The 12,000-nt window shown below is 62.7% G+C and carries 9 protein-coding genes and 3 pseudogenes; 6 read left to right on the forward strand and 6 right to left on the reverse strand.

The window, feature by feature from the left end; all coding sequences use genetic code 11:
* A pseudogene (locus AC1DF8_RS35930) lies at positions 1-549 on the reverse strand (efflux RND transporter permease subunit); the annotation flags it as partial.
* Positions 550-717: 168 nt separating this feature from the next.
* On the opposite strand from AC1DF8_RS35930, the gene AC1DF8_RS35935 reads away from it, so the two are divergent.
* Positions 718-1,062 carry a rhodanese-like domain-containing protein gene (locus tag AC1DF8_RS35935; protein ID WP_478157561.1) on the forward strand — a complete coding sequence of 115 codons (345 nt, stop codon included), beginning with the start codon at positions 718-720 and terminating at the stop codon, positions 1,060-1,062.
* Positions 1,063-1,110: 48 nt separating this feature from the next.
* On the opposite strand, the gene AC1DF8_RS35940 is transcribed toward AC1DF8_RS35935, so the two are convergent.
* Positions 1,111-1,908, reverse strand: coding sequence for a class I SAM-dependent methyltransferase (locus AC1DF8_RS35940; protein WP_478157552.1), 798 nt, complete (start codon positions 1,906-1,908; stop codon positions 1,111-1,113).
* 281 nt (positions 1,909-2,189) lie between these two features.
* Between AC1DF8_RS35940 and AC1DF8_RS35945 the strand changes: the two genes are divergently transcribed.
* Entirely contained in the window at positions 2,190-3,788 is a 1,599-nt protein-coding gene (locus AC1DF8_RS35945; RefSeq protein WP_478157554.1) for an EAL domain-containing protein, read from the forward strand.
* A gap of 185 nt (positions 3,789-3,973) precedes the next feature.
* On the opposite strand, the gene AC1DF8_RS35950 is transcribed toward AC1DF8_RS35945, so the two are convergent.
* From AC1DF8_RS35950 to AC1DF8_RS35965, 4 genes and pseudogenes are all read right to left on the reverse strand, one after another.
* Positions 3,974-7,132 carry a multidrug efflux RND transporter permease subunit gene (locus AC1DF8_RS35950; protein ID WP_478157556.1) on the reverse strand — a complete coding sequence of 1,053 codons (3,159 nt, stop codon included), beginning with the start codon at positions 7,130-7,132 and terminating at the stop codon, positions 3,974-3,976.
* Positions 7,133-7,138: 6 nt separating this feature from the next.
* Positions 7,139-8,359 (reverse strand): efflux RND transporter periplasmic adaptor subunit, encoded by a 1,221-nt coding sequence (locus tag AC1DF8_RS35955; protein ID WP_112545991.1) that lies wholly within the window; start codon positions 8,357-8,359, stop codon positions 7,139-7,141.
* Positions 8,360-8,478: 119 nt separating this feature from the next.
* Positions 8,479-9,048, reverse strand: a complete 570-nt coding sequence (locus AC1DF8_RS35960) for a TetR/AcrR family transcriptional regulator (RefSeq protein ID WP_112545990.1) — start codon at positions 9,046-9,048, stop codon at positions 8,479-8,481.
* A gap of 68 nt (positions 9,049-9,116) precedes the next feature.
* Positions 9,117-9,251, reverse strand: a pseudogene (locus tag AC1DF8_RS35965) (adenylate/guanylate cyclase domain-containing protein); the annotation flags it as partial.
* 76 nt (positions 9,252-9,327) lie between these two features.
* On the opposite strand from AC1DF8_RS35965, the gene mctS reads away from it, so the two are divergent.
* The 4 genes and pseudogenes from mctS to AC1DF8_RS35985 all read left to right on the forward strand — a co-directional run.
* Positions 9,328-10,698, forward strand: a complete 1,371-nt coding sequence (gene mctS / locus AC1DF8_RS35970) for a two-component system sensor histidine kinase MctS (protein ID WP_478157558.1) — start codon at positions 9,328-9,330, stop codon at positions 10,696-10,698.
* Positions 10,699-10,739: 41 nt separating this feature from the next.
* Positions 10,740-11,387, forward strand: coding sequence for a two-component system response regulator MctR (gene mctR / locus AC1DF8_RS35975; RefSeq protein WP_112545988.1), 648 nt, complete (start codon positions 10,740-10,742; stop codon positions 11,385-11,387).
* Positions 11,388-11,592: 205 nt separating this feature from the next.
* The gene (locus AC1DF8_RS35980; protein ID WP_112546004.1) at positions 11,593-11,793 is read left to right on the forward strand and encodes a DUF3311 domain-containing protein; all 201 of its coding nucleotides are present in this window, start codon (positions 11,593-11,595) and stop codon (positions 11,791-11,793) included.
* Positions 11,783-12,000: pseudogene (locus tag AC1DF8_RS35985) on the forward strand (sodium:solute symporter); the annotation flags it as partial. The gene AC1DF8_RS35980 and the pseudogene AC1DF8_RS35985, both read left to right, overlap by 11 nt.

The following is a 12,000-nucleotide window of genomic DNA, read 5'->3' on the forward strand; positions in this document are numbered from 1 at the left end:
GAAGCGGACGCGGGCGGCTTCTATCGCCGAATCCAGCAGGGATTTGCCTTCGGCGTAATAATCCTTGGCGAATTCCACGATCAGGATGGCGTTCTTGGCGGAGAGGCCGATGATCGCGATGAGGCCCACCTTGAAGTAGATGTCGTTGGGCATATCGCGCAGCATTACCGCCGCCACCGCGCCGATGACGCCGAGGGGCACGACCAGCATCACCGCGAGCGGGATCGACCAGCTTTCGTAGAGACCTGCCAGAAGCAGGAAGACGAAGAGGATCGACAGGCTGAAGAGGATCGGCGCCTGGCTGCCTGATGTGATTTCTTCGGCCGACTGGCCGGACCATTCGAAGCCGAAGCCCTCCGGCAGTTGTGAGGCCAGACGCTCCATTTCGGCGATTGCCGCACCCGAGGACTGGCCGGGTGCCGGCGCGCCGGAGATGCGCACGGTCGGATAGCCGTTATAGCCGACGATCTGCGGTGCGCCCTTCTGCCATTGGGCAATGGCGAAGGAGGAGAGGGGCACCATGCCGCCGCTCGCATTGCGAACGTTGATCTTCTGCGGGGCGAAACATGTGATCACCGTTCGCGGTATCGGCTGTGGATGGCCGTGTATTGCGGATATTATTCTCGTAATATTTGTAGGAAATATTCTGCGCCTTGTGCTTTGCCTTTTGGGAGATTGAACTTGATAAGGACGACTGTACTTCTCTGTGCCGCCGCGATGACATTGGCCGGCTGCCAGACTCCGGCACCACAATCTGTCTTGGATTCGCAGCGTCCTCCGCCCAGCTCGGTCAAGCGCGAGTATGTGGACGCCGTGCGCGGAACCATCAAACCGGGGAATTTCCTGAAGGCCGAGATTTCGAGCGTGGTGCTGCTCGATCCTGAAAAGCAGGTCTACGCTTATTGCACGCGCACGACGGAGCGTGCCAACCCGAGCTGGTCCTATATCGACCTTACCTTGAAGCAGAATATGATCATGGGCCTCTCAAAGAATGACGTCCGCTGCCGCGACGAGCGGCTGCGTTACTACGATTTTCCCGAGCTGCGGAATATGACGTACTGACGGAGCCGGGTTCAGCCACCAATACGGGCAGGCGGCGCTAAATCCGTCTTACGCGCTGCCACGCACCGCCCAGGCCACACTCTCGAACCCGCGCGGCCCGTCCTCGCTCCTCCCATCCAAATACGCCACCCTCAGCGCCTCCCGCAGCCGGTCCCGTCTCGCCTCCGGCAATGCCTCGAAAAAGGCTGAAAACCGTCCCTGCCCATAGACTTTCGGCAGGTAGAAATCGTCGAAATCGGCGTAGTTCATCGTGATCGTCAGCCTTGCCTCGGTGACATCGGCAAAGCCGGCTTTCGCAAAGAGCGCCCGCAACTCACCCTCCGCTGTCATCGGCCTCGGGCCGGAGGGGATGCCGTTGCCTTCGGCTTCGGGTTCGAAGACGCGGATCGTGTCCCAGAAGAGACGCCAGCTCGGCATGCCGTCATGGGACCAGACGGCGGCTGCGGCGGTGGCGCCGGGTTTTAGCACACGGCGCATTTCGGCGATGGCCTTGTCGGCATCGGAGACGAAATGCAGGACGAGCAGGGAATAGGCGGCGTCGAAGCTCTTGTCGTCATAGGGCAGGGCGCAGACGTCGCCCTGGCGGGCCGATATCCTCGGGTCATCCGTGCGGGCGCTGAGGGCTGTGACGAAGTTTTGCTCGAAATCCAGGGCCTCGATGGCGCTCAGTCCGGGATGGGTTGCGAGCGCCAGCGTCAGGCTGCCGGTGCCGCAGCCGGCGTCGAGGACGCGGCCGTGCGAGGGCACGCCTGCGAAGGCGAGGAAGGGGTCTGCAAGCTTGCGGCTCCAGCGGCCCATGCTGGCTTCATAGGCGTCGGCGCCCTTGGCGATGAAGGTGGATGGCATGGGGCGCTCCCAGCAATGGTGCTTTTGCGGGGGCAGATATAGGGCGGGGTGGATGCGGCGTCTATCGGAGGGCCGGGGTTTGCTCGGTTGTGCCGTGGAGACACGCTCTGGCCTCCTGCCATCGGCCCATGACATGGCCTCTGGCCGCCGGTTTTCATGGTGGCTCCGGCGACGGCTGAGAAGAAACCCCTTGGCTATGTTTCCACGCAATACCGACCGCTGGTTTGCCTCTTGATTAATGCTTGGTGATTATGTTCTTATAGTTGAATTATAGGTGACTCATGCAAGCTAGACGGTATCGTGTCATCACGCTGGGCATAGTGCTTGCTGTCGTCGGGGCGGTCGCGCCGCTGGCGGTCATGGCCTATGCCTCATGGCAGATTGCGATCGGCAAGGAACTGTCGGGCCTTCAGCGGCAGGCCGAAGACGCTGTCGAGCGGGCAAGTTTCACCTTTTCCGATGCGCGCGCAGCACTCGCCGAAGTGAATGCCGCAAATGTCACTCCCTGCTCGCCGCAGCATATCGCGCTCATGCGTGTGCTGACCATAAATACGGCGTCTGTGGAGGAGATCGGCTATTTCGAAGATGGCAAGCTCAAGTGCACGTCATGGGGCGTCACGGAAGCCGATATCGCGAAACCGCGTGTGGATTACACCACCGCTGACGGCGTGGAGGTATCTCTTCGCATTCTGCCTATTGTAAGCCGAGGGAAACATATGACGGCGCTGCACCTGGGCAATCACAATGTCCTTGTGACGCCTTCAAGGTTTGTCGATGTCGAGCTTGGCCGCGGCATATCGCTTGCGCTTTTCAACAATAGTGGGCTGCTGATCGATGGCCGCAACGATCCGGACATTTCGTTCGCCCGCCAGCATATCGACAACAAGGTCACGGGCATCGACGGCGAGAGGATGTTTGCGTCGGTATCCGGCGGTGGTGTCGTCGCTGTGACTTCGGAGCAGACAAGCATGGTCTACGGCCAGCTTCGCCGGGAGCTGACCTTGTTTCTTCCGGTCGGCCTTTTCATCGCCGCGTTCATCGTGGCTGTGGTCGTGGTGTTTTCCAGGGGAAAGCTGTTGCCGCGGGCCGAACTGGAGTTTGCGATCCATAGACGGCAGTTCATCGTGCATTACCAGCCTATCATCGAGCTGGCCACGGGTGTCTGCGTGGGCGCCGAGGCGCTGGTGCGATGGCGGCAACGGGATGGCAGCATGGTCCGCCCCGATCTCTTCATCCCCCTTGCGGAGGAAACGGGGCTGATTATGCCGATCACCGATCAGGTGGTCGAGGCGGTGGTGAAGGATATGTCGGCGGTTCTCGCCAGCGACAGGGGGCTGCATATCGCGATTAATCTCTGCGCGGCCGATATCAAATCGGGCCGCTTCATCGACATGATCGCCGAAAAGCTTCAGAACACGGATATTCACAACGAGCAGATCTGGCTGGAGGCGACAGAGAGGGGCTTCATGGACGTCGAAGCCGCCCGGACGAATCTGGAGAGGGCGCGAAGAGCCGGCCACTCGGTTGCCATCGACGATTTCGGAACGGGCTATTCCAGCCTCCAATATCTCCAGGGTCTGCCTGTGGATGCGCTGAAGATCGACAAATCCTTCATCGACATGATTGGTCGGGCCACAGCGACGAGTTCCGTAACCCTGCATATTATCGAGATGGCACAGGAGCTTGGACTGTTCGCCGTTGCGGAAGGTGTCGAAACGGAAGAGCAGGCCGCCTATCTGCGCGAGCACGGCGTCTCGTTCGGCCAGGGCTGGCTTTTCTCCAAGGCGCTTGCGGCGCAGGACTTCCTGGATTTTCGCAAGACCTCGATCGCCAAATTCGGACCGGCGCCGGCGATCATTCGGCTCGTCAAGTCGGTTTGATCCGGACATTCGAGATTTCCGACAACGCTATCGGGCACGTGGCCCGCCCTCCGACCTGCTGTTCGTGGGGAGGATTGGGGCGTTCGCGTTCGGCCCCATGTGGCGCATTGCTGTAGATCGGGCTTCGAAACTGCCTCCCAGGCCCTCAAGGGAGCCCGGGAGGCATGACGCACCGGCCGCTGCGGTCAGGGGTGGACGGTCGGGGCGTTTGGCGGGGTTTCCTGTGGTGCGGGCGTTTCCTGCTCAGCGACCGGTCGCTTCGTCCTCATCAGCTTCAGCACGAAGACGAAGAAGGCCGGGACGAAGAAGATGGCCAGAACCGTTGCTGATATCATGCCGCCGAGGACGCCGGTGCCGATGGCGTTCTGGCTCGCCGCGCTCGGGCCGGTCGCTATCGCCAGCGGCACGACGCCGAGGGTGAAGGCCAGCGAGGTCATGATGATCGGGCGGAAGCGGACGCGGGCGGCTTCTATCGCCGAATCCAGCAGGGATTTGCCTTCGGCGTAATAATCCTTGGCGAATTCCACGATCAGGATGGCGTTCTTGGCGGATAGGCCGATGATCGCGATGAGGCCCACCTTGAAGTAGATGTCGTTGGGCATATCGCGTAGCATTACCGCCGCCACCGCGCCGATGACGCCCAAGGGCACCACGAGCATGACCGCGAGCGGGATCGACCAGCTTTCGTAGAGACCCGCCAGAAGCAGGAAGACGAAGAGGATCGACAGGCTGAAGAGGATCGGCGCCTGGCTGCCTGACGTGATTTCTTCCGCGGACTGGCCGGACCATTCGAAGCCGAAGCCCTCGGGAAGCTGGGAGGCGAGGCGCTCCATTTCGGCAATGGCCGCGCCGGAGGACTGGCCCGGAGCCGGGGCGCCTGAGATGCGCACGGTCGGATAGCCGTTATAGCCGACGATCTGCGGTGCGCCCTTCTGCCATTGGGCAATGGCGAAGGAGGAGAGCGGCACCATGCCGCCGCTCGCATTGCGCACGTTGATCTTCATCACGTCGTCGATCTGCAGGCGGGCACGGTCATCCGCCTGCACGATGACGCGCTGCATGCGGCCGGTATTCGGATAGTCGTTGATATAGGACGAGCCGAGATTGGCGGTGATGGCGTTGTTGATGTCGGCGAAGGAGATGCCGAAGGTGTTGGCCTTTTCGCGGTCGATCACCATCAGCACCTGGGCTGCGTCCGGCATGCCTTCGACGCGTATGCCCGTCAGGACAGGGCTCTTGCCTGCCATCTGCATCAGCTGGCCGGCCGCCTCGACAAGTGCGGTCTGGCCCTTGCCGCCGCGGTCCTGCAGACGGAAGGAGAAGCCGCCGGTGGCGCCGAAGCCTTCGATCGGCGGCGGCGAGAGCGCGAATGTGGTGGCGTCCTTCAGGGCGAAGAGCTGGCCGTTCACGCGGTTGGCGATTTCCTGCACGGTATTGCCGGGGCCGCGGTCCGCCCAGTCCTTCAGCGTCACGAAGGCAAGCGCGGCATTGGCGCCGTTGCCCGAGAAGGAGAAGCCCTGGATCGCGACGATATTTTCGACGGCGGATTCGGTGCGGAAGATCTTTTCCACCTGCTTGATGGATTCGATCGTGCGGTTGGCGCTCGCTTCCGGCGGGCCCTGGATATCGACGATCATGAAGCCCTGGTCTTCATCCGGCACGAAGGCGGTCGGCAGGTTGATGAAGAGATAGCCGAGGCCGACGACGAGGGCGAGATAGACGATCATCATGCGCCCGGCGCGGCGCGCCATGCCGGTCACCGTCGTCGAATAACCCGCGGTGATGCGCTCGAAATTGCGGTTGAACCAGCCGCCGATGCCGCGTTTGCCATGATGGCCCTGCTTGATCGGCTTCAGGAAGGTGGCGCAAAGGGCGGGCGTCAGCGACAGCGCCAGGAAGGCTGAAAACAGGATCGAGACGACCATGGTCAGCGAGAACTGGCGGTAGATGATGCCGGTCGAGCCGGGGAAGAAGGCCATGGGAATGAAGACGCAGGAGAGAACCAGCGTGATGCCGAGGATGGCGCCGGTGATCTGGCTCATCGCCTTCTGGGCGGCGGCCTTCGGCGACAGCCCTTCCTCGGCCATGATGCGCTCGACATTTTCGACGACGACGATCGCGTCATCGACGAGGATGCCGATCGCCAGCACCATGGCGAACATGGTGAGCACGTTGATCGAAAAGCCCGTCGCATACATGACAGCGCAGGTTCCGAGCAGTGCCACCGGCACGACGAGCGTCGGGATGACCGTGTAGCGGAAATTCTGCAGGAAGATGAACATGACCACGAAGACGAGGGCGACAGCCTCGATCAGCGTGTGGATGACCTTCTCGATCGAAGCCGAGACGAAGGGGCTGGTATCGTAGGGAACGGAATATTCGATACCCGACGGGAAGAAGCGCGAGAGCTCCTTCATCTTCGCGTTGACGGCGTTGGAGACGGCAACCGCATTGCCCGTCGACGAGAGCTGGATGGCGATCGCCGCACTCGGCTGGCCGTTCAGGCGGCTGGTGAAATTGTAGGATTCCGCACCCTGCTCGACGCGGGCGACATCCTTCAGGCGCACGGTGGAGCCATCGGGATTGGCGCGCAGGATGATTTCGCCGAATTGCTGCGGCGTCTGCAGCTGGCCCTGCACGAGAACGGTTGCCGTCAGGTCCTGGGTGACCGGGTTCGGCGCAGCGCCGATCTGGCCGGCGGCGACCTGGGCGTTCTGGGCGGTGATGGCGTTGTTGATGTCGTCGGTCGTGAGATTGAGGCCGACCATCTTGTCCGGATCGATCCAGACGCGGAGCGCCCGCTGGGCAGCAAAGAGCTGGGCGCGACCGACGCCATCGATGCGGCGCAGTTCGCCGATGATGTTGCGGGTGATGTAGTCACCCAATGCCACTTCATCGCGCGTGCCATCGGTGGAGGTCAGCGCGATGAACATCAGGAAGCCGGAGCTTGCCTCTTCCACGTTGATGCCCTGCGAACGCACGGTGGCGGGCAGGCGGGCTTCGACGCGGCGGATGGCGTTCTGCACGTCGACCGAGGCCTGGTCGATATCGGTGCCGGCGCGGAAGGTGGCGTTGATGCTGACCGAGCCGGAATTGTCCGATGTCGATTCGAAATACATCAGTCCTTCGACGCCGTTCAGCTCATCTTCGATCTGGCGGGTGACGCCCTGATAGATTTCCTGCGGTGAGGCGCCCGGATAGGAGGTGGAGATCGAAAGCTGCGGCGGAGCGACCTTCGGATATTGCGAGACCGGCAGGAAGGGGATTGCAATGATGCCGGCAATCGAAATGAACAATGCGAAGACCCAGGCCAGGATCGGCCTGCGGATGAAGAATTGTGCCATGAGCTCTTACTCCGCCGTCTTTGCCGGAGCAGGGGCACTCGCGGAAGCATCCGCTGGTGCGGCGGAAGTGTCCGCCGGGGCGTCCGGCTTCCAGGGTTCGGGCGCGACAGTCGCGCCGGGCTGCACCTTCTGCACGCCATCGGCAATCACGGTCTCGCCGGGCTTCAGGCCTGTCTCGACGACCCATTCGGAGCCGAGAACCTGGCCGAGCGTGACCGGGCGAAGCTCCGCCTTGTTGCCTTCGGCGAGCACATAGACCTGCGCCTGGCCGGCCTCGTTTCGTGTCACCGCGCGCTGCGGCACGGTCAGCGCATCCTGGCGCACGGCCTGTTCGATGCGCACGCGCACATACATGCCGGGCAGGAGATCGCCATGCTTGTTGGGGAATTCGGCGCGCAGCGTCACCTGTCCGGTATTGGGGTCGACATTGGCGCTGGCAAAGAGCAGCCGCCCGGGCTCGGCATAGAGGCTGCCATCGTCGAAGACGAGTTCGACGCGGGCCTCGCCGGGTGCGGTGCTGGCAAGCTTGCCGTCGGCGACCGCGCGCTTGAGGTTCAGGAGATCCTGGGCCGACTGGGTGAAGTCGGCATAGACGGGGTCGACCTGCTGGATGAGCGCCAGATTGGAGGTGCCGTCGGCGGTCACAAGCGCGCCCTCGGTCACCAGCGCACCGCCGATGATGCCTGAAATCGGCGCGCGGACCTCGGTGTAATCGAGATTGATCTTGGCTTCATCGAGGCCGGCTTCGGCGCTTGCCACATCGGCATCGGCCTGGGCGACGGCGACGGCGGCCGTATCGTAATCGATGCCGGTCGCGATATTGCGCTCCTTGAGGTTCTGCTGGCGCTGCAGCTGCAGGCGCGCATTCTGCTGCGTCGCCTTGGCGCGCTGCAGCGTCGCTTCGGCGCTCGCGACGCGGACGCGGAAGATGCGCGGATCGATGCGGTAGAGCACGTCGCCCTGCTTGACCAATGTGCCTTGCTCGAAGACGCGCTCTTGCAGGATGCCGGAGACGCGGGCGCGCACTTCCGAAACACGGGTGGCGGCAATGCGGCCCGGCAGCTCGTTGACCACGGGCACGGCATGGGCCTTCAGCTCGACGACGCCGACGGCTGCCGGCGGCATCTGCATGCCCTCCTGCGCCAGCGTCTCGCCAGCGGTGAATGCGAGGAGGGCGGTGGCTGCCATGATCGCCTTGAGGCGCGGCAGTCTGGTCTTGCGCAACATCAGTCTTTTCCCTTTTTGGCCGCCCCCGGGCGGCTTGTTCAGGTCATTTTTCCCAAGCAGTTCCCATCGGAATGACCGCTCAACGGCATTCCCGGAACCGGTTTGGAGTTTAACTAGGGTCAGCTCTTCGTTTCAGGAGGCTCGCGAAACGTTGTGTAGACGTTACGGATATCCTCGAGCAGCTGCTGGCGCTCGCCACCGCTCCAGCGGTGGAAATCGAAAAGTTCGGTACAATAGAAGCCGGTCAGCGCCAGATAGGCCATCAGGGCTGCTCGCGGCTTCGGCCCGGCGGCCATGGCCGCCAGATCGCTCACCACCCATTTGCGGATGATCTGCTGCAGGTTTTCCTCGCTCGACATGGAGGCGCTGATCGCCATCGCCACGGCGCGGTCGGTATCGTCGAGCGTCTTGTCGGCAGCGGCAATGCGGCCGTAAAGCTCCGGGTGAGGGGTATCCGTCGCGGCGTCAACGCATTCCTGCATATGGGCGACATCTGCCCCGACACGGCGATCGACCAGCGCTTCCAGAAGCGCGCTCTTGGTCTTGTGGTCATAGACGACGCGCGACTTGCTGACGCCGGCTTCCTTTGCAACCGCATCGATCGAAAGCCCGGCCGCACCAGCGCGCACCACAACGCGCTCGGCAGCATCGAGAATATCGTCAGTGGTGATCTTGCGCGTTCGCGTCACAGATATGGGCCCCGGTTTTCATGGATAAAAATACGAACGTTCGGATTTAAATGCAAGCGCTTTTGTTTTTTGCCCGGCCGCGCCTGCGATTGCGCCTTTGTCGCCTGGTTGACCACGCCGCCGATCGCGGTGAAATTGCTGTGGAAGCTGGAGAATTCTCCGATCTGTATGCCGGCGCCGATGTCGAGCGGCTGGCCGGCGATGTTGTGGCGAAGGCAAAACTCCGTCACAAGGACCAGGGGCCGCTGTGCCGCCGGTTGAACGACGGGAAGAGTATCAATGACGTTCAGATCGAAAATCCTGGTCCTCGCTGTCGGCCCCCTGATCGTGGTTACGCTGGCGGTCACCATGCTGCTCACCTGGCAGTCTGCCAAGCTTGCACGCAGCAATTCGGCCGCGTTCGAGGAGGCGATGCTGCGCTCGAAGGAAGGGGAGATCGCCAATCTCGTGGGTGTGGCAATGTCATCCATCCAGTCGACCTATGACGGCGCGGGGGTGGATGACGACGCCGCCAAGGAGCGCGTCGCAGCGATCCTGAATTCGCTCGACTACGGCAAGGACGGATATTTCTTCGTCTACGACTATGCCGGCAACAATGTCGTCCATCCCCGGCAGGCGTTCCGCAACGGCAGGAACTGGATGACGCTGGTGGACCCTGACGGCGACCGGGTCATCCGCGAGCTTGTCGCCGCCGCCAGAAGCGGCGGCGGCTATCACCGCTACAAGTGGCAGAAACCCTCCACCGAAGCCGTCGCCGACAAGATCTCCTATGTGGTGGCACTTCCCAAATGGGGCTGGGTGCTGGGTACGGGCGCCTATCTGGACGATGTCGCGGTCCAGACCTCGGCGGCCAACGCGGCGCTGCGCGAGCGCACGCGGCAGAGTTTCATCATCGTCGCGCTATTTGCCGTTCCGGCGGTGGTGATCGTCTTTTCGACCTGTCTCTATCTGACGCTCGACGAGCGCCGGATGGCAGACGGAGCGCTGAAGCAGCTGACGCAGCGCGTGATCGACACGCAGGAATCCGAACGGGCGAGGCTAGCGCGGGAGCTGCACGACGGCATCTCGCAGGACATGCTCGGCGTGCGCTTCGCGATGGAGCTTGCGGGACGACATGCGGAAACGACGGAGCTGAAAGAGGCGATCGACGAAAGCGTCAAGGGGCTCAATGCCACGATCCGCGAGATCCGCGAAATCTCGCATGACCTGCGGCCGCGCGTCCTTGACGATATGGGGCTGGCTGCCGCCATCAAGAACCTGGCGGAGAAATTCGCGCTGCGCACCGGGCTGGCGCTGACGATGGACATGGAGACCTTCGTCGACGATCTTTCGCCCGACGCGCGCACGGCTCTTTTTCGCGTCACCCAGGAGGCGCTGAACAATGTGGAACGGCATTCGAAGGCCACGGCGCTGGAAATCAGGCTATGGAGCGAGAACGGGCGCGCCAGGATGCAGATCGCCGATAACGGCCTCGGCCTTCCGTCCGGCTTCATCAGGCAGAACGAAGGGCTCGGGCTGCAGAACATCCGCGAGCGTGTTGCGCATTTCGGCGGGATGGTGATTATCGGCGGAACGGAAAAAGGCACGAAATTGCAGGTGATGCTGCCGCGATCGGCAGCACGAACGGACGCCGCGACAAAAGCAGCATGAGATGGCCGCTTGAAGCGGTCGTGTGAAAGGGGCGGACGAAGATGACGCCGATCACCGTATTCCTGGTCGACAACCATCCTGTCGTGGTCGACGGGCTGAGGAAGGTTCTCGACACCTACGACAGCGTCAGCGTCGTTGGCGGCGCAAACGACGTGGCCGAGGCGCTGCCGCTCCTGCGGGCGCTGCGCCCCCGCGTCGTGCTCCTCGATATCAACATGCCGAAGACCAGCGGCATCGACGCCATAACGCTGATCAAGGCCGAGAGCCCGGAAAGCCGTATCGTCATGCTGTCGATGCACGACAGCCGCGAGTATATTTCGTCCTCGATCATGCGCGGTGCTGCGGGCTACGTGCTCAAGGAGGTGCCGACGTCAGAGGTCGTGGAGGCGATCGTGACGGTGGCGGGCGGGCAGACCTATTTTTCCAGCGGCGTGAGGGATCTGCTGCTCAACACTGGTCCGCTGCCGACAGGCGAACGCCTGACCCGGCGCGAACACGAGGTGGCGCGGCTGGTGGCTGCGGGCAAGAGCAATCGCGAGATCGGCGACGAACTCGGAATCAGCGAGGCGACCGTCGAGACGCACCGCAAGCATCTCAAGCGCAAGCTCGGCGTCTCCACGACCGCTGATCTCGTGCGCTTCGTCCTGGAGCATCCCGATGCGCTGGCGGAGCTACCCACCAGTGGGTAGTCCGGCGCCAACATCCCCGCCGCGCGTCTTGAGGCGCGTGCGCTGCCTGTTCTAGCATGGCTTGCGCACAGCGGAGGATCTGTGCCCAGGGGAGAAAAATCCGCCAGCCATACGACCCGCCGCGGCTTTGTCGCGGGGTCGGCCCAAGATCTTTCTCCGTCTGGCCGGGCAGGCGCCCGGGCGCTCAGGACGAGAGGATATCATCGTGAATCAGAAATCGACCGGGAAGGCGGCGCTCTGGCTGCTGCTCATTCCCTATATCGGCCTCCTTTGGGTGCCGTTCTACAATTTCCGCGAGCCGGAACTCTTCGGCTTCCCCTTCTTCTACTGGTATCAGCTGCTCTGGGTGCCGATCACCGCAGCCCTGATCTGGGTCGCCTACAGGAGCACGCGCGATGGGGAGTGACATCAACGTAACGGCGCTCTCCGTCTTCATCTTCTTCTTCGTCCTGGTCACGATCATGGGCTTCGTCGCCGCCCGCTGGCGCAAGCCCGAAACGCTTGCCCATATCGACGAATGGGGTCTCGGCGGCCGCTCGTTCGGCACCTGGATCACCTGGTTCCTCGTCGGCGGCGATTTCTACACCGCCTACACGGTCATCGCCGTGCCGGC

This window comes from Rhizobium sp. 05N49 (genome assembly GCF_056396805.1).

What these genes read in the sequence shown, in the direction of transcription:
- AC1DF8_RS35935 (WP_478157561.1), top strand. Translation starts at nt 718, where the DNA reads ATGACATTGGCCGGCTGCCAGACTCCGGCACCACAATCTGTCTTGGAT.
- AC1DF8_RS35940 (WP_478157552.1), bottom strand. Translation starts at nt 1,908, where the DNA reads ATGCCATCCACCTTCATCGCCAAGGGCGCCGACGCCTATGAAGCCAGC.
- AC1DF8_RS35945 (WP_478157554.1), top strand. Translation starts at nt 2,190, where the DNA reads ATGCAAGCTAGACGGTATCGTGTCATCACGCTGGGCATAGTGCTTGCT.
- AC1DF8_RS35950 (WP_478157556.1), bottom strand. Translation starts at nt 7,132, where the DNA reads ATGGCACAATTCTTCATCCGCAGGCCGATCCTGGCCTGGGTCTTCGCA.
- AC1DF8_RS35955 (WP_112545991.1), bottom strand. Translation starts at nt 8,359, where the DNA reads ATGTTGCGCAAGACCAGACTGCCGCGCCTCAAGGCGATCATGGCAGCC.
- mctS (WP_478157558.1), top strand. Translation starts at nt 9,328, where the DNA reads ATGACGTTCAGATCGAAAATCCTGGTCCTCGCTGTCGGCCCCCTGATC.
- mctR (WP_112545988.1), top strand. Translation starts at nt 10,740, where the DNA reads ATGACGCCGATCACCGTATTCCTGGTCGACAACCATCCTGTCGTGGTC.